Annotated in this window: 17 protein-coding genes; 4 read left to right on the forward strand and 13 right to left on the reverse strand. The window is 73.6% G+C overall.

Annotated features, from left to right (window positions below; translation table 11 throughout):
* Positions 1 to 44: 44 nt before the first annotated feature.
* Both groL and groES read right to left on the reverse strand, forming a co-directional pair.
* The gene (gene groL / locus ACFVHI_RS13465; protein ID WP_063348995.1) at positions 45 to 1,670 is read right to left on the reverse strand and encodes a chaperonin GroEL; all 1,626 of its coding nucleotides are present in this window, start codon (positions 1,668 to 1,670) and stop codon (positions 45 to 47) included.
* A gap of 116 nt (positions 1,671 to 1,786) precedes the next feature.
* Complete coding sequence (groES, locus tag ACFVHI_RS13470) at positions 1,787 to 2,092, reverse strand: co-chaperone GroES (protein ID WP_014136232.1); 306 nt, start codon at positions 2,090 to 2,092, stop codon at positions 1,787 to 1,789.
* A 285-nt stretch (positions 2,093 to 2,377) separates the two neighbouring features.
* Between groES and ACFVHI_RS13475 the strand changes: the two genes are divergently transcribed.
* Positions 2,378 to 3,544, forward strand: a complete 1,167-nt coding sequence (locus ACFVHI_RS13475; protein WP_063348994.1) for a class I SAM-dependent methyltransferase — start codon at positions 2,378 to 2,380, stop codon at positions 3,542 to 3,544.
* A gap of 25 nt (positions 3,545 to 3,569) precedes the next feature.
* Here ACFVHI_RS13475 and ACFVHI_RS13480 read toward each other — a convergent pair whose 3' ends face one another.
* From ACFVHI_RS13480 to tsaB, 5 genes are all read right to left on the reverse strand, one after another.
* Positions 3,570 to 4,484: a polysaccharide deacetylase family protein gene (locus ACFVHI_RS13480; protein WP_380338775.1), complete on the reverse strand. Its 915-nt coding sequence runs from the start codon at positions 4,482 to 4,484 to the stop codon at positions 3,570 to 3,572.
* 80 nt (positions 4,485 to 4,564) lie between these two features.
* A complete protein-coding gene (locus tag ACFVHI_RS13485; protein WP_244293442.1) occupies positions 4,565 to 4,810 on the reverse strand; it encodes a hypothetical protein in 246 nt (81 codons plus the stop codon).
* 11 nt (positions 4,811 to 4,821) lie between these two features.
* A complete protein-coding gene (tsaD, locus tag ACFVHI_RS13490; RefSeq protein ID WP_380338778.1) occupies positions 4,822 to 5,928 on the reverse strand; it encodes a tRNA (adenosine(37)-N6)-threonylcarbamoyltransferase complex transferase subunit TsaD in 1,107 nt (368 codons plus the stop codon).
* Positions 5,921 to 6,400: a ribosomal protein S18-alanine N-acetyltransferase gene (gene rimI / locus ACFVHI_RS13495; RefSeq protein ID WP_063351336.1), complete on the reverse strand. Its 480-nt coding sequence runs from the start codon at positions 6,398 to 6,400 to the stop codon at positions 5,921 to 5,923. The genes tsaD and rimI overlap by 8 nt, the downstream gene beginning before the upstream one ends.
* Positions 6,401 to 6,423: 23 nt before the next feature.
* Positions 6,424 to 7,098: a tRNA (adenosine(37)-N6)-threonylcarbamoyltransferase complex dimerization subunit type 1 TsaB gene (gene tsaB, locus ACFVHI_RS13500; RefSeq protein ID WP_380338781.1), complete on the reverse strand. Its 675-nt coding sequence runs from the start codon at positions 7,096 to 7,098 to the stop codon at positions 6,424 to 6,426.
* Between the two features lie 153 nt (positions 7,099 to 7,251).
* On the opposite strand from tsaB, the gene ACFVHI_RS13505 reads away from it, so the two are divergent.
* Positions 7,252 to 7,821 carry a hypothetical protein gene (locus ACFVHI_RS13505; RefSeq protein WP_063351335.1) on the forward strand — a complete coding sequence of 190 codons (570 nt, stop codon included), beginning with the start codon at positions 7,252 to 7,254 and terminating at the stop codon, positions 7,819 to 7,821.
* 16 nt (positions 7,822 to 7,837) lie between these two features.
* On the opposite strand, the gene ACFVHI_RS13510 is transcribed toward ACFVHI_RS13505, so the two are convergent.
* From ACFVHI_RS13510 to ACFVHI_RS13530, 5 genes are all read right to left on the reverse strand, one after another.
* Positions 7,838 to 8,032 carry a hypothetical protein gene (locus ACFVHI_RS13510; protein ID WP_063348989.1) on the reverse strand — a complete coding sequence of 65 codons (195 nt, stop codon included), beginning with the start codon at positions 8,030 to 8,032 and terminating at the stop codon, positions 7,838 to 7,840.
* A 117-nt stretch (positions 8,033 to 8,149) separates the two neighbouring features.
* Positions 8,150 to 8,647 carry a tRNA (adenosine(37)-N6)-threonylcarbamoyltransferase complex ATPase subunit type 1 TsaE gene (gene tsaE / locus ACFVHI_RS13515; protein WP_063348988.1) on the reverse strand — a complete coding sequence of 166 codons (498 nt, stop codon included), beginning with the start codon at positions 8,645 to 8,647 and terminating at the stop codon, positions 8,150 to 8,152.
* A 95-nt stretch (positions 8,648 to 8,742) separates the two neighbouring features.
* The gene (locus ACFVHI_RS13520) at positions 8,743 to 9,936 is read right to left on the reverse strand and encodes an alpha/beta fold hydrolase (RefSeq protein WP_380338785.1); all 1,194 of its coding nucleotides are present in this window, start codon (positions 9,934 to 9,936) and stop codon (positions 8,743 to 8,745) included.
* Positions 9,933 to 11,132, reverse strand: coding sequence for an alanine racemase (gene alr / locus ACFVHI_RS13525; RefSeq protein WP_363369294.1), 1,200 nt, complete (start codon positions 11,130 to 11,132; stop codon positions 9,933 to 9,935). Before alr ends, ACFVHI_RS13520 begins: the two co-directional genes overlap by 4 nt.
* 182 nt (positions 11,133 to 11,314) lie before the next feature.
* Positions 11,315 to 12,790 carry an NAD(P)H-hydrate dehydratase gene (locus tag ACFVHI_RS13530; protein ID WP_380338789.1) on the reverse strand — a complete coding sequence of 492 codons (1,476 nt, stop codon included), beginning with the start codon at positions 12,788 to 12,790 and terminating at the stop codon, positions 11,315 to 11,317.
* Between the two features lie 180 nt (positions 12,791 to 12,970).
* On the opposite strand from ACFVHI_RS13530, the gene ACFVHI_RS13535 reads away from it, so the two are divergent.
* Positions 12,971 to 13,519 carry a Uma2 family endonuclease gene (locus ACFVHI_RS13535; protein ID WP_063351334.1) on the forward strand — a complete coding sequence of 183 codons (549 nt, stop codon included), beginning with the start codon at positions 12,971 to 12,973 and terminating at the stop codon, positions 13,517 to 13,519.
* Between the two features lie 31 nt (positions 13,520 to 13,550).
* Here ACFVHI_RS13535 and glmS read toward each other — a convergent pair whose 3' ends face one another.
* On the reverse strand, positions 13,551 to 15,407 hold the full coding sequence (glmS, locus tag ACFVHI_RS13540) for a glutamine--fructose-6-phosphate transaminase (isomerizing) (RefSeq protein ID WP_079135822.1): 1,857 nt from the start codon (positions 15,405 to 15,407) through the stop codon (positions 13,551 to 13,553).
* 99 nt (positions 15,408 to 15,506) lie between these two features.
* On the opposite strand from glmS, the gene coaA reads away from it, so the two are divergent.
* Positions 15,507 to 16,502 (forward strand): type I pantothenate kinase, encoded by a 996-nt coding sequence (coaA, locus tag ACFVHI_RS13545; protein WP_063348983.1) that lies wholly within the window; start codon positions 15,507 to 15,509, stop codon positions 16,500 to 16,502.
* Positions 16,503 to 16,615: the final 113 nt, after the last annotated feature.

A 16,615-nucleotide genomic window follows, 5' to 3' on the forward strand; every position in this document is an offset into this window, starting at 1 on the left:
GCACCCCGAGGGGCGCGGCCGGGCCTCCGGTCGACCGTCAGGCGTCAGTGCGAGTGGCCGTGACCGTGGCCGTGGCCCGCCTCGGCCTCCTCTTCCTTCTTCTCCACCACGAGGGTCTCGGTGGTGAGCAGCAGGGAGGCGATCGAGGCCGCGTTCTCCAGGGCGGAGCGGGTGACCTTGACCGGGTCGATGACGCCGGCCTTCACCAGGTCGCCGTACTCGCCGGTGGCCGCGTTGTAGCCCTGGCCGATCTCCAGCTCGGCGACCTTGGAGGTGATGACGTAGCCCTCCAGGCCGGCGTTCTGGGCGATCCAGCGCAGCGGCTCGTGCAGCGCCTTGCGGACGACCGCGACACCGGTCGCCTCGTCGCCCGACAGGCCCAGGCCGCCGTCCAGCACCTTGGCGGCGTGCACCAGGGAGGCGCCACCACCGGCGACGATGCCCTCCTCGACCGCGGCACGGGTCGCCGAGATGGCGTCCTCCAGGCGGTGCTTGCGCTCCTTCAGCTCCACCTCGGTGGCGGCGCCGACCTTGATGACGCAGACGCCGCCGGCCAGCTTGGCCAGGCGCTCCTGCAGCTTCTCGCGGTCCCAGTCGGAGTCGGTGGCGGCGATCTCACCCTTGATCTGGGCGACGCGGCCGGCCACGGCCTCGGTGTCACCGGCACCGTCGACGACGGTGGTCTCGTCCTTGGTGATGGTCACGCGGCGGGCGGTGCCCAGCACGTCCACGCCGACCTGGTCGAGCTTGAGGCCGACCTCCTCGGAGATGACCGTGCCGCCGGTCAGGGTGGCCAGGTCGCCGAGGATCGCCTTGCGGCGGTCGCCGAAGCCCGGGGCCTTGACGGCGACCGCGTTGAAGGTGCCGCGGATCTTGTTCACCACGAGGGTGGACAGCGCCTCGCCGTCGACGTCCTCGGCGATGATCAGCAGCGGCCGGGAGGCACCGCCCTGGAGGATCTTCTCCAGCAGCGGCAGCAGCTCCTGGATGGAGGAGATCTTGCCCTGGTTGATCAGGATGTACGGGTCCTCCAGGACCGCCTCCTGCCGCTCCGCGTCGGTGACGAAGTACGGCGACAGGTAGCCCTTGTCGAACTGCATGCCCTCGGTGAAGTCCAGCTCCACGCCGAAGGTGTTCGACTCCTCGACGGTGATGACACCGTCCTTGCCGACCTTGTCGATCGCCTCGGCGATCAGCTCGCCGACCTGGGTGTCCTGGGCGGAGAGGGACGCGACGGCGGCGACGTCGTCCTTGCCCTCGATCTCGCGGGCCACCGAGAGCAGGTGCTCGGAGACGGCGGCGACGGCCTTGTCGATGCCCTTCTTCAGGGCGGCCGGGCCGGCACCGGCGGCGACGTTGCGCAGACCCTCGTTGACCAGGGCCTGGGCCAGCACGGTGGCGGTGGTGGTGCCGTCACCCGCGACGTCGTTGGTCTTGGTGGCGACCTCCTTGACGAGCTGCGCGCCAAGGTTCTCGTACGGGTCGTCCAGCTCGACCTCACGGGCGATGGTGACACCGTCGTTGGTGATGGTCGGGGCGCCGAACTTCTTGTCGATGACGACGTTGCGGCCCTTGGGGCCGATGGTCACCTTGACGGTGTCGGCCAGCTTGTTGACACCGCGCTCCAGCGAGCGGCGGGCGTCCTCGTTGAACTGCAGGATCTTCGCCATGTTCCCTATTCCCTCGGGGCTTCGGCCGGCCCACCGGCCGCCGGACTACGTGAACCAACAACCACGCCCCGGGCCCCTGTCACTTGGGACACGGATCCGGGGCGGGTCGGAACGACTTACTTCTCGATGATGGCGAGAACGTCGCGAGCGGAGAGAACCAGGTACTCCTCGCCCTGGTACTTCACCTCGGTGCCGCCGTACTTCGAGTACAGGACGATGTCACCGACGGCGACGTCGAGCGGCAGACGCTGGCCGTCCTCGAAGCGACCCGGGCCGACGGCCAGGACGACGCCCTCCTGGGGCTTCTCCTTGGCGGTGTCCGGGATAACCAGGCCGGAGGCCGTGGTGGTCTCGGCGTCGAGCGGCTGGACCACGATGCGGTCCTCAAGCGGCTTGATGGCAACCTTGCTGCTGGTGGTCACGTCCGAGCTCCCCTTCGGAGATTACGGGGTTTCTAACGGGTAGGAGCGAACCTGCGGGCCTGCCGTCGCGGGGGTCAGGCACACGTCTTCGCGTTAGCACTCCCCCAGTGGGGAGTGCCAAGGACGACCATAGGCCGGTGTTAGCACTCAGTCAACCAGAGTGCCAACGGCGCGCCCGGGCATCCCGAACCGCGGGCGCGGAGCCGTACACCCGTGCGACCGCCCCGCCCCACCGCGTCGGCATCGTCGGAGCCGGTGGGGCGGCCAACCCGCCAGAATGGCCCCGTGGACACCGAGAACCTCCAGCCCCTGCTGACCCCCGAGGGCCAGGCCCTGCTCGCCGAACTGCGCGAGTTCACGCCCGAGGAGGAGCTGTCGCTGGCCACCAGGCTGCGGCGGGGGCACCCGGCCGAGCTGGTCTCGGCGGCCTTCGGGCAGGCCCGGCTGCGGCAGCGGGCGCGGGCGAAGTTCGGGGCGGACGCCGACCTGATGTACTTCACGCCCAACGGCGTCGAGCAGTCCACCCGGCGCAGCGTGGCCGAGTGGCGGGCGCGCCGTTTCGCCGAGCTGGGCGTCCGCCGGCTGGCCGACCTGTGCTGCGGCATCGGCGGGGACGTGCTGGCGCTGGCCAGGGCCGGGATCGAGGTGCTGGCCGTCGACAAGGACCCGGCGGCCTGCGCCGCCACCGCCGCCAACGCGGCCGCGCTGGGCCTGGCCGACCTGGTCCGGGTGCGCTGCGCGGACGTCGCCGAGGTGGACGTCACCGGCTACGACGCGGTGTTCACCGACCCGGCACGGCGGACGGCGCGCGGCCGGGTGTTCGACCCGGAGGCGTACGCCCCGCCGCTCTCCTGGGCGATCGAGGCCGGCCGCCGGACCCCGATCGGCGCGCTGAAGGTGGCCCCGGGCATCCCGCACGAGGCCGTCCCGGCCGACGCCGAGGCGGAGTGGGTCTCCGACCACGGCGACGTGAAGGAGGCGGTGCTCTGGTTCGGCACCGGGGCCGCCCGCCCGCACCGCGCCACCCTGCTGCCGCAGGCCGCCAGCCTCACCGGCGGCGACCTGCCCGACCCGCCGGCCGGCCCGGTCGGGCGCTACCTGTACGAGCCGGACGGCGCGGTGATCCGGGCCCACCTGGTGGCCGAGGTGGCCGAGCAGGTGGGCGGCCGGCTGATCGACCCGAAGATCGCCTACCTCACCTCGGACCGGCTGGTCGCCACCCCGTACGCGCACGCCTTCGAGCTCACCGACGTGCTGCCGTTCCACATCAAGCGGCTGAAGGCGCTGCTGCGCGAGCGCGGGGTCGGCACGGTGGTGATCAAGAAGCGCGGGATGGCGATCACCCCGGAGGAGCTGCGCCGCCAGCTCAAGCCCTCCGGGCCGAACGCCGTCACGGTGATCCTCAGCCGCACCGACAACGGGCCGCTGATGATGCTCGGCCGGCCCGCCTGAGGCGGCCACGAGGCGGGCGCCCGGACTACGAGGCGGGCGCCTGGATGTAGTCCTCCAGCCGGGCCACCGAGAAGCCCTGCTCCTGGATCCGGGCCAGCAGGTCGCCGAACATCTGGGTCATCGTGGCGCCCTTGAGCTCCTTCGGGCCGCGGAAGTGCGCCAGGATGATGTCGCCGGACTTCAGTTTCTTGTCCGCCGCCTGGTACTGCATGTCGTGGATCTGCATCGACTCGCGCCAGAGCACCATCGCGCGCGGGCCGCACTGCTGGACCGAGTTGTTCAGCGTCGGGGTGTTGGCGCCGTCCCCGAACGGCGGGCGGAACAGCAGCGGGGCGGTGCCGTACTGCTGGGTGAGCGCGGACTGCGCGTCGCAGATCTCGGACTTCTGCTTCTCCGCCGGGATCTTGCTCATCACCGGGTGGTCCACGGTGTGGTTCTGGATGTGGTTGCCGAGCGCCTGGAGCGGCTTGAAGTAGCCGTAGTCGTTCTTGACGATGTCCCGGGTCAGGAACATCGAGATCGGCACCTTGAGCTCGGTCAGCATCTCGACGAACTTCGGGGCCTTCTCGGCGCCGTCGTCGATGGTGATGAAGACGACCTTGTCGCTCGTCTTCACCTCGCTGAACACCGGTACGGGGCCGGTCCGTTCGAGCTTGATGGGCTTGTCCGCGGGCGGCGCGGGGGCCGGCGCCAGCGGCTTGAGGTTCCACTTCGCCCAGGCCGCCGGGTCCCCGCCGGCCGGGGCCGCGGTGGTGGGCGTGCCGGCCGGGCTGGTCGGCACGGCGCCGCCGGCGGCGGGCTGGGGCGTGGCCGCCGAGCTGCCGCCGGCCGCCGCCGGGGCGGCGCCGCCCCCGTTGTCGCCGCATCCGGTGGCCAGGGCCAGCAGGGCCAGCGCCCCCACCGCGTACGTCCTGGTCCTGCTCCGACCGTCCCTGTTCACCGCAGCGCGCTCCCGGTTCCCGTCCAGCTTCTTCTCAGCTATGCACGGTAACGGTCGGGGCGGCGGTTCCCGGACAGCGCCTATTCGACGTGCTCGCTGGTGAAGGACCAGCGGTGCACCGGGCGGCCGAGCAGGTCGGCCGGCGGGTCGGCGACCGGCACCGGCTCGCCGGTCCACCAGGTGATCAGCAGCACCCGTTCGCCGGGCGCGCCGAGCAGCTCGGTGCGGACCAGTCCGGCCGAACCGCGCACCGCGGGCAGCGCCACCTCCCGTACCCAGGAGGCGAGTTCGGCCCCGCGGCCGGTGGCGGCGCGGGCCTCCCACATCGCGGCGACGGTCACTCGGCGCCGCCGGTGAGGGCCTGGTACGCCTGGCCGTGGACGTCGCCGTGCCAGACGTCCGCGGCCGGCACGTGCGCCTCGGTCACCGGCAGCGAGGAGTCCGCGGACAGGTCGAGCGCGGACGGCGTGCGGTCACGCCACACCATCTCGGAGCCCAGCGCGGCCACCATCGCGCCGTTGTCGGTGCACAGGCCCGGCCGGGGCACCCGCAGCCGGATACCGGCCCGGTCGCAGCGCTGCTGGGCCATCTCGCGCAGCCGCGAGTTGGCGGCCACCCCGCCGCCGATCATCAGGTGGTCGACGCCGTTGTCCCGGCACGCCTTGACGGCCTTGCGGGTGAGCACGTCGGTGACGGCCTCCTGGAAGGACGCCGCCACGTCGGCGATCGGCACCTCCTCGCCGGCCCGGCGCTTGGCCTCCACCCAGCGGGCGACGGCGGTCTTCAGGCCGGAGAAGGAGAAGTCGTACGCGGGGTCGTTGCGGCCGCTCAGGCCGCGCGGGAAGGCGATCGCCTTGGGGTCGCCCTCGCGGGCGGTGCGGTCGACCACCGGGCCGCCCGGGAAGCCCAGGCCGAGCACCCGGGCGACCTTGTCGAAGGCCTCGCCGGCCGCGTCGTCGATGGTCGCGCCGAGCGGGCGGACGTCGCTGGTGATGTCCTCGCTGAGCAGCAGCGAGGAGTGCCCGCCGGAGACCAGCAGCGCCATCGTCGGCGACGGCAGTCGGCCGTGCTCCAGCTGGTCGACGCAGATGTGCGAGGCGAGGTGGTTGACCCCGTACAGCGGCTTGTCCAGCGCCCAGGCGTACGCCTTGGCGGCGCTGACACCGACCAGCAGCGCGCCGGCCAGGCCGGGGCCGGCGGTGACCGCGATGCCGTCCAGGTCGCTCGCCTTGACGCCGGCGGTGTCCAGCGCGCGCTGGATGGTCGGGACCATCGCCTCCAGGTGGGCGCGACTGGCGATCTCCGGGACGACGCCGCCGAAGCGGGCGTGGTCGTTGACGCTGGAGGCGACCGCGTCGGCCAGCAGCGTGGTGCCGCGCACGATGCCGACGCCGGTCTCGTCGCAGGAGGTCTCGATGCCGAGGACGAGCGGTTCGTCAGCCATGGCGGGTGTCCTTAAGGTCCTTCGGGTCAGTGCTGGGGTGGTCGAGGCGCATCACCAGCGCGTCGACGTTGGCGGGCTGGTAGTAGCCGCGCCGGATGCCCACCGGTTGGAAGCCGAAGCGCTCGTACAGCTGCTGGGCGCGCGGATTGTCCACCCGTACCTCCAGCAGCAGTTCGGCGCAGCCGCGGCGGGCGGCCTCCCGGATCAGGTCGGTGAGCAGCGCCGCGCCGAGGCCGGCGCCCTGGTGGCGCTGGTCGACGGCGATGGTCTGGACGTCGCCCTCGCCGGCGATCGCCATCAGCCCGGCGTAGCCGACGATGGCGCCGTCCGCGGTGGTGGCGACGGTGTAGTGGCGGGTGCCGCCGGGGTGGGTCTCGGCCAGCTCGGACCAGTACATCCCGGTGGACCAGGCGTCCTCGGGGAAGAGTCGCAGCTCAAGCTCCATCACCGGCGCGATGTCCCACCAGCGCATCGGGCGCAGGGTGGTGCCGTGCTTCACGCCGGGAGCACCGCCTTGCCCCCTAGAACATTCTTGAAGGCAGCCGGCACCTGGGCGTCCGGGCGGCGCAGGTACAGCGGGACGTTCGGCAGCAGCTCGCGGCCGGCCGCCAGCTCGACGGCGGCGAAGCCCGCCAGGGCGCCGGCCGACACGTGCTCGGGGCCGTGCGCGCCGGGGAAGCTCTCGGGGTAGAGCAGCGCGCCGGCGCCGACCGAGCGCGGCTGCGGGGCCAGCTCGGCGGGGCGGTCCACGCCGGGGCCCTCGGTGCGGTGGCCGTCGGCGTCGTAAGAGGCCCAGTAGACCTCCTTGCGGCGCGCGTCGGTGGCCACCGTGAACGGCTGCCCGGCCAGGCCCTCGGCGTGGGCCTGGTGGGCGATCGCGTCCAGGGTGCAGACGCCGTGCACCGGCAGCCCGAGGGCGTGGCCGAGCGCGGCGGCGGTCACCAGGCCGACCCGCAGGCCGGTGTACGGGCCCGGGCCGACGCCCACCGCGATGCCGGTGAGCCGGTGCTTGTCGACGCCGGCCGCCCGCAGGACCTGGTCGATCGCGGGCAGGAGCAGTTCGCCGTGGCGCCGGGCGTCGACCTGATGGGTCTCGGCGAGGACGGCCGTGCCGTCGTGGACGGCGGCGGTGACGGCGGGGGTAGCGGTGTCGAACGCGAGCAGCAGCACGGGTCAAGGTTAGACCGCCGTTCGTCCGACCGGCCGATCGACCAGGTGTGCCATCCAGGAACACACATCCGGGGCGCCGCGACCCGGCCGGACGGACCTGGCACGATGGGGCCGTACGTAAAGGGACGGCGGCGGGAGCGGCACGTGGCGAAGATGGGTCCTGGTGTGGTGGTCACGGGGCTGACCCTGGGGGCCCTGGCGGTGGTGAGCCTGCTGGCCTTCCAGGCCAACGGCGCTCAGGACCGGGCGGCCGGCGCCAAGCCGACCGCCAGCACCACGACGTCCAGCGGGCCGGCCGCCTCCGCGACGCCGAGCGCCTCGGCCACCCCGACGGTCCCGCCGCTGCCGACCATCTCGGGCAGCGGGACCAGGGTGGTCTACTCGATCAGCAGCCACTACGTCTGGCTGATCGACCCGAAGAAGAACCCGCAGGTCACGCCCGGTTTCCCGGTCACCCCGGGCTCGGTCGAGCCGGCTCCGGGCAGTTACTCGGTCTACAGCCGCACCCCGACGACCACCGGGACGGACGGCAAGCAGATCGAGCACGTGGTGCGCTTCGCGCAGCAGAACGGCGTGGTGTTCGGCTTCAGCGCCGCCGTGGACGGCGCGACCCCGACCACCGAGCCGAACGCCAAGACCGGCGGCATCCGCAGCGGCCGCCCGGACGGCCAGTTGCTCTGGGACTTCGCGCCGAACGGCACCAAGGTGGTCGTGGTCGCCTGAGCCCGGCTCGGGCGTGTCAGGCCGCGCGGGGTGTGCCCGTCTCCGGTTCCTCGGCCCGCCGGGGCTCCGGCTCGGGCGGGGTGGACACCGCCTCGGCGGCCGCACAGGCGGCCAGCAGCGCCCGCATCGGCGCCCCCTGGACGCGGCGGGCGGACTCTCCGGCCCCGGCGCCGTGCCCGGCGCGCTTCGGGGCGGGGGTGGTGCTCGACATGGCGCCTCCCTAGTTAGGCAGACCTAACCGCAGCACCCATCCCACCACGCCCGGCACCCCGCCCGCAACACTTCCCGACAGCCTGTCGGCAAAACGGCGCACACCTGGGCGCGGGCCTCAGCCGAGCGCCTCCAGCGCGACACCCGCCCAGCGCGGACCGAGGCCGGTCAGCACCACCCGGCGCGGGTCCAGGTCGTCCTCGTCGGCGGTGTCACCGAGGGCACGCTCGATCCGCACCTCCAGCCGGTCCTCGGACAGCCGCTCGACCTTGCCCTCGCCCCACTCGACCACGACCACCGACTCCGGCAGCGAGACGTCCAGGTCGAGGTCCTCCATCTCGTCCAGGTCCCCGCCGAGCCGGTACGCGTCCACGTGCACCAGCGCCGGGCCGCCGACCAGCGACGGGTGCACCCGGGCGATCACGAAGGTCGGCGAGGTCACCGCCCCGCGCACCCCCAGCCCCTCCCCCAGACCCCGGGTCAGCGTGGTCTTCCCCGCCCCCAGTTCACCGGAGAGCAGCACCAGGTCCCCGGGCCTCAGCAGCGCGGCCAGCTCCCGGCCGAGCCGGCCCATCCGCTCCGGGGTGGGGACGGTGAGAGTGGCGTGCGAGCCCATGCGCGTGTCTTGCCCTTCGGTCCGTACCGGCGTGCCGACCGCCGGCCGCCACCGCTACCGTGCCACATCGCCGGCCCGGCGCGCGCCGGAAGGGGTCAGGGGCCGTCCAGGACCGCCGGGGGAGGCGCGGCGGCGGCGAAGCCTGCGGCCCGGCGCAGCAGCGCCACCAGCTCGTGGTCGACCAGCTCCGGGCGCTCCAGCATCACCAGGTGCCCGGCGCCCTCCACCAGCACCAGCTCCGCGCCGGGCAGCCGCTCGGCCATCGCCTCGCTGTGCGCCGACGGCGTCAGCAGGTCCTTCGTACCGGCCAGCACCAGCGTCGGCAGGCCGCTCAGGGCGGCGAGCGCCGCGTACTTCTCGTGCGCGGCGAACACCGGGTAGAACTCGGCGACCACGTCGATCGGGGTGGCGTCCAGCAGCTGCTCGGCGAACCGCACCACGCCCGGGTCGACGTCCCGCCCGCCGAAGGAGAACCTCCGGTAGAAGACGGCGGCGACGTCCGCACCCAGCCGCCGGCTCGCCTCCACCAGCTCGACTTGACGGCCCAGCAGCCGCATCACCCCGGGCGCGACCTTCTTGAACAGCTTCGCGCCGGCCGACGGCAGGCCGAGGCTGACCTCGTTCCAGTCCCCCGCCAGCGTGCCGATCAGCGCCACCCCGGCGACCCTCTCCCGGAACAGCTCCGGGTGCTGGTCGGCCAGCGCCATCACCGTCATGCCGCCCATCGAGTGGCCCACCAGCACCAGCGGCCCGGTCGGCGCGACGGCGTCGATCACCGCCTTGAGGTCGCCGCCCAGCTGGTCGATGCTGGCCGGCTCACCGGCCAGGAAGGAGCGGGAGCGCTCGGAGCGGCCGTGGCTGCGCTGGTCCCAGAAGACCAGCCGCAGTCCCTCGCGCAGCGCGGCCCGCTGGAAGTGCCAGCTGTCCTGGTTGAGGCAGTAGCCGTGGCAGAACAGCACGGTCAGCGGCTCGGCGCCGGAGGTGCCGCCGTCCGGCTCGGGGCCGGTGCCGTCCAGCTCGACGTACAGCTCGGTGCCGTCCGGCGCGGCCACCGTCCGCGGGCGCCCGCGCAGCGAGCCGTACGGGGCCTCGGCGTCCAGCTCGGCCCGGGCCCGGCGGCGGGTCGCCCGGCCGACGGTCAGCCGCTCTATCGCCACCCCGGCGGCCGCCCCGGCCGCCAGCACGCCGACCGAGATCCCGATCACACCGGCCCGGCTCACCCCGGAGGCCGCGCCGGCCGCCTTGGCCACCGCCGCGACCGGGCCGCTCTCGGCCGGTCCCTCCGTCATGCGCCCGGGCCCTCGGTGCGGCTGCCGCCCAGGTAGCGGCGCGGGACCCTGGCGCCGATCCGGGTCACGATCTCGTACGAGATGGTGCCGCAGGCCCGGCCCCAGTCCTCGGCGGTCGGCTCGCCCTGCTCGCCGTTGCCGAACAGCAGCACCTCGTCGCCGATCGCGGGGGTGTCCCCGCCCAGGTCCACGACGAACTGGTCCATCGCGACCCGGCCGGCGATCGTGCGCCACTTGCCGCCGATCTGCACCGGGCCGGTGCCGCTGGCGTGCCGCGGGATGCCGTCGCCGTAGCCGACCGGGACCAGGCCCAGCGTGGTCGGGCCCGGCGTCACGTAGTGGTGGCCGTAACTGACCCCGTGCCCGCCCGGAACGTGCTTGACCAACGCCAGCCGCGCGGTCAGCGCCATCACCGGGCGCAGCCCGAAGTCGGCCGGCGACCCGACCTCCGGCACCGGCGACAGCCCGTACGCGGCCAGGCCGGTGCGGACCAGGTCGAAGTGCGACTGCGGGAGCAGCAGGGTGGCCGGCGAGTTCGCCAGGTGCCGCACCTCCGGGCGCAGCCCGGCGGCCTCGGCCCGGGCCAGCGCCGCGTGGAAGGAGTCCAGCTGGGCCTGGATCGACGGGTGGCCCGGCTCGTCGGCGGCGGCGAAGTGCGACCAGACGCCGACCACGGTCAGCAGCCCCTCCGCCTCGGCGCGGCGGGCGGCCGCCACCAGGTGCGGCCAGTCGTGCGGCTGGCAGCCGTTGCGGCCCAGACCGGTGTCCGCCTTCAGGTGCACCCGGGCCGGGATGCCGGTCTCCCGGACGGCCGGCAGCAGCTCGTCCAGCGCCCACTGGCCGCTCACCGAGATGTCGATGTCCGCGCGCAGCGCCTCCCGCCACGGCCCGCCCGGCGTCCACAGCCAGCACAGGACGCGGGCCTGCTCCGGGCGGATGCCCGCGGCCCGCAGTGCCAGCGCCTCCTCGGGCGTCGCGCAGCCGAGCCAGCCGACCCCGTTCGCGACCGCCTCGCGGGCGCACTCGACGGCGCCGTGGCCGTAGGCGTCCGCCTTGACCGCGAGCATCACCGCCGAGCTGCCGACGCGCTCGCGCAGCGCGGCGAGGTTGCCGCGCAGGGCGGCCAGATCGATGGTCGCCTCGGCCCTTACGCCGTCGGTCAGGGTGGCCGTGCCGGTCGTGTTCGCAGTTGTCATCAGGGTCAGTCTCCCAGACATCCCGGAGTCCTCGCCGAACGGCCCGTCCGTGCGGCGGCCGGTGCCAGGGCCCCCGGCACCGCGCCGACCTGCGGCGCACCGCTCGTCACCCTGTTCCGGACGCGCACGCAGGACCGATCGGTTCCGCACCGCCCGTCCCCGCCGCACCGCCCGCCCCGGGCCTACGCCTCCCGCACCGCCCGCCACACCGCGGGCAGCGCCTGCGCCACCGCCGGCGCCGTCACCGGCGCGCCCGGGTCGCCCGCCGCGTGGCGGCCCGCCAGGCCGTGCAGGTAGGCGCCCACCGACGCGGCGTCCAGCGGCGACAGGCCGGCCGCCAGCAGGGAGCCCGCCAGGCCGGCCAGGACGTCGCCGCTGCCAGCGGTGGCCAGCCAGGACGTGCCGGTCGGGTTGACCCGGACGGCGCCGCCCGGGTCGGCGATCACCGTGGTGGAGCCCTTGAGCAGGACCGTCGCCCGGTAGGCGGCCGCCAGCCGGCGGACGGTGGCCAGCCGGGCGGCGGCCAGCGAGTCGGCGGACGGCGGCGCGGCGCCGTCGGCGCCCGCGAGCAGCCGGGCGGCCTCGCCGGTGTGCGGGGTGAGCAGGGTGGGGGCCGTCCGGCCGGCCAGCGCGTCCGGGCCGAGCCGGGCCAGCTCGGTCAGCCCGTCCGCGTCCACCAGGACCGGGACGTCGCTCGACAGTGCCTCGGCCAGCGCCTGCCGTGCCCCCTCGCCGCCGCCCGGCCCGACCACCCAGGCCTGCACCCGCCCGGCCCCGGCCGGCCCGCCCTCGGTGACCAGCACCTCCGGGAAGCGCCGCACCACCTCCTCGGCCGCCGTGCCGACGTACCGGACGGCGCCCGCGCCGCCGTGCAGCGCCCCGGCGACCGCCAGCAGCGCCGCGCCCGGGTACGTCGCCGAACCGGCCGCCACCCCGACCACGCCCCGCCGGTACTTGTCGCTCTCGGCGCCCGGCAGCGGCAGCAGCGCCGCCACGTCCGCGTGCTGCAGGGCCGTCACCTCCGGCGCGGGCGGCTCCAGTCCGATCCCGACCAGTTGGACGGCGCCCGCGTAGGAGGCTCCCGGGTCGACCAGCAGGCCCGGCTTGTACGTGCCGAAGCAGACCGTGACGTCCGCGCGCAGCGCCTCGCCCGGCACCTCGCCGGTGTCGGCGTCGACCCCGCTGGGCAGGTCCACGGCCACCACGACCCCGCGCCGCCCGGCCCGCGCGTACGGCCGGGCCCCGTCCCGCAGCCCGCCCCGGCCGCCGATGCCGACGATGCCGTCCAGCACCAGGTCGGCGCGCGAGAAGTCGGCCAGGCCGACTTCCTGATCCAGCACCACCCGCCCGCCGGAAGCCCGCAGCGCGGCCAGCCCGCCCGCGTGCGCACGCTCCGGCGCGAACAGCACCGCCGTCACCCGCGCGCCCCGCCGGGCCAGCGCCGCCCCGGCGTACAGGGCGTCACCCCCGTTGTCCCCGCTGCCGGCCAGCACCACCACCCGACTGCCGTACACCCGCCCCCGACGCCCCGCCAGCAGCCGGGCGCAGGTCGCCGCCAGCCCGGCGGCCGCCCGCTGCATCAGCGTCCCCTCCGGCAGCCGCGCCATCAGCGCGGCCTCGGCGGCCCGGACGACTTCCACCCGATGGGCATGACGCATGCGAGGGCTCCTTCAGCAGTCGACGTACCGCCGACGCTAGCCCGCGCCACCGCCCCACGGCAGGCCGAGCTGCGGGACACTTTCGAGTGACAACCACTTCGATCCCCCACCGGTGCCGGTCCGTACGCCTAGCTTGTGGCTCGACACGGACCCACAGGAGGGGGAAGGGCCATGGTCGCCATGCCGGCAGTCGAGTACCCGCTGAGCGAGGACAGTCTTCTCCAGCCGTTTCTGGAGTTGGACACCCCGCTGGGGAGCAAGGCCGAATTCATCGAGGGGGAGATCGTCGTGACGCCGCCGCCGGACGGACCGCACGACGGTGCGGTATCGAAGCTCAACAAGCAGTTCTTCCGGAACGCCGCGATCGATCTGGACATCGCAGGCACCAAGGGTCTTGTCACTCCCAAAGGCCGGCTCATCCCCGACGGCACGGTGGTACCGGCCGGCCACTTCGACCATCTGGATTCCTGGGCCCCGACTGAAGGCGTCCTCCTCGTCTTCGAGGTCACCTCGATCAACCCGCACAAGGACCGCGAACCCAAGCGCCGCGGCTACGCCGCCGCAGGCATCCCGTGCTACCTGCTGGTCGACCGCAGTGAGGGCATGGTCACGCTGTTCACCAAACCCGAGGGCGAGGACTACATCACCCGCACGCAGGTCGAGTTCGGCAAGCCGATCGACCTGCCCGCCCCCTTCTCCTTCACGCTCGACACGGCGCCCCTGCGGTAGGGCACAGCCACCGCAGGGGCACCACGCCGTACTACTCGACGGTGACCGACTTGGCCAGGTTGCGCGGCTGGTCGACCTCGTGGCCCTTGGCCGTCGCCAGCTCGCACGCGAAGACCTGGAGCGGCACGGTGGAGACCAGCGGCTGGAGCAGGGTCGGGGTGACCGGGATGCGGATCAGGTGGTCCGCGTACGGGACGACCGCCTCGTCGCCCTCCTCCGCGATCACGATGGTGCGGGCGCCACGGGCCCGGATCTCCTGGATGTTGGAGACGATCTTGTCGTGCAGGATCGACCGCCCGCGCGGCGAGGGGACGACCACGACGACCGGCAGCCCCTCCTCGATCAGCGCGATCGGGCCGTGCTTGAGCTCGCCCGCCGCGAAGCCCTCGGCGTGCATGTACGCCAGCTCCTTGAGCTTGAGCGCGCCCTCCAGGGCCACCGGGAAGCCGACGTGACGGCCGAGGAACAGCACCGAGCGCGCGTCGGCGAGCGAGCGGGCCAGCTCGCGCACCGGCTCCATGGTCTCCAGGACCTGCTCGACCTGCTTGGGCGCGTCGCTGAGCTCCTTGATGACGGCGAGGATCTCGTCTCCCCACTTGGTGCCGCGCACCTGGCCCAGGTAGAGGGCGACCAGGTAGCAGGCGACCAGCTGGGTCAGGAACGCCTTGGTGGAGGCGACGGCGACCTCGGGGCCGGCGTGGGTGTACAGCACCGCGTCCGACTCGCGCGGGATGGTGGAGCCGTTGGTGTTGCAGATCGCCAGTACCTTGGCGCCCTGCTCCCGGGCGTGCCGCAGGGCCATCAGGGTGTCCATGGTCTCGCCGGACTGGGAGATGGCGATGACCAGCGTGCCCGGGCCCATGATCGGGTCGCGGTAGCGGAACTCGGAGGCGACCTCGACCTCGCAGGGGATGCGGGTCCAGTGCTCGATCGCGTACTTGGCGATCATGCCGGCGTGGAAGGCGGTGCCGCAGGCGACGATGACGACCTTGTCGACCGAGCGCAGGTCGGCGTCGGAGATGCGCAGCTCGTCGAGGATGAGCCGGCCGTCGGTGCCGATCCGGCCGAGGAGGGTGTCGGCGACGGCCTTCGGCTGCTCGGCGATCTCCTTGAGCATGAAGTAGTCGTAGCCGCCCTTCTCGGCGGCCGAGGCGTCCCAGTCGACGTGGTACTCGCGCACGTCGGCCGGGGTGCCGTCGAAGTTGGTCACCGTGACGCCGTCCCGGCGCAGCTCGACGACCTGGTCCTGACCCAGCTCGACGGCCTCGCGGGTGTGCGCGATGAACGCGGAGACGTCGGAGGCGAGGAAGTTCTCGCCCTCGCCGCGCCCGACCACCAGCGGCGAGTTGCGGCGGGCGCCGACGACCACGTCCGGCGCGTCGGCGTGCACGGCGACGAGGGTGAAGGCGCCGTCGAGGCGGCGGCAGACCACGCGCATGGCCTCCGCGAGGTCGCCGTCGTAGGCCTCGCCGAGCAGGTGCGCGACGACCTCGGTGTCGGTCTCGGAGCGGAGGGTGTGGCCGCGCTCGGCGATCTCGGCCCGCAGCTGGGCGAAGTTCTCGATGATGCCGTTGTGCACCACGGCCACCCGGAGGTGGTCGTCCAGGTGGGGGTGGGCGTTGGCGTCCGTCGGGCCGCCGTGGGTGGCCCAGCGGGTGTGGCCGATGCCGGTGGTGCCGCCGGGCAGAGGGGTCTCGGCGAGCGACTTCTCCAGGTTGGCGAGCTTGCCGGCCCGCTTGTCGGTGACCAGACTCCACTGCCCGTCGGAGTCCTGCGCCTGCACCGCGACACCGGCCGAGTCGTAGCCCCGGTACTCCAGTCGCTGCAGGCCTGCGATTACTACGTCGAGGGCGGACTGCGCGCCCACGTATCCAACAATTCCGCACATGCGTGCCAGCATAAGGGCGGTTCTGAGGCCCTTTTCCCGATTCCCGCGAACAGTGCGTGACCGACACCACAACCACGGTGAACGCCGCCACGGCTCACAATGGAGCATGTGCTGACCGAACTCTGTACGCGGGGCGCCGCCACGCCCGGCCCGTCGCCGTCCCCCTACGTGGACCTCAGTCGGGCCGAGTGGAGCGCACTGCGCGAGCGTACGCCGCTGCCGCTGACCGCCGAGGAGGTGGAACGGCTACGCGGCCTCGGTACCGCCCTCGACCTGGACGAGGTCCGCGACGTCTACCTGCCGCTGTCCCGGCTGCTGAACCTGTACATCCACGCCACGCACGAGCTGCGCGGCACGCTGGGCACCTTCCTGGACACGCCGGACACCGAGCGCACCCGCACCCCGTTCATCATCGGGGTGGCCGGCTCGGTCGCGGTCGGCAAGTCGACGACGGCCCGCCTGCTCCAGGCCCTGCTCGCCCGCTGGCCCGAGCATCCGCGGGTCGAGCTGGTGACCACGGACGGCTTCCTGCTGCCCAACGCCGAGCTGCGCCGCCGGGGCCTGATGGCCCGCAAGGGCTTCCCGGAGTCGTACGACCGCCGGGCGCTGATGCGCTTCGTGGCGGACGTGAAGGCGGGCAAGGAGCGGGTCACCGCGCCGGTGTACTCGCACCTGGTGTACGACATCGTGCAGGGCGAGCGGCTCACCGTGGAGCGCCCGGACATCCTGATCGTCGAGGGCCTGAACGTGCTCCAGCCGGCCCTGCCCGGCAGCGACGGGCGCACCCGGCTGGCGGTGGCCGACTACTTCGACTTCTCGATCTACGTCGACGCCCGCACCGACGACATCGAGCACTGGTACCTGGACCGCTTCCGCAAGCTCCGGCAGACCGCCTTCCAGGACCCGAACTCCTACTTCCGCCGCTTCACCGAGGTGCCGGAGGAGGAGGCGATGGAGTACGGCCGGCAGGTCTGGCGCACCATCAACAAGCCGAACCTGCTGGAGAACGTGCTGCCGACCCGCGGCCGGGCCACCCTGATCCTCCAGAAGGGGGCGGACCACAAGGTCCGCCGGGCGCTGCTGCGCAAGCTCTGACACCGATGCGACGGAAGGGGGGCCCCCCCCCGCGGGGGGCCCGCCCGCGGGGCGGGGGGGGCCCCCCGGCGGGGTGGGTTAAAAAAAAACCAGCCCCCCCCAAAACAAAGGAT

This window comes from Kitasatospora sp. NPDC127121 (assembly GCF_042677305.1).
Classification (GTDB): domain Bacteria; phylum Actinomycetota; class Actinomycetes; order Streptomycetales; family Streptomycetaceae; genus Kitasatospora.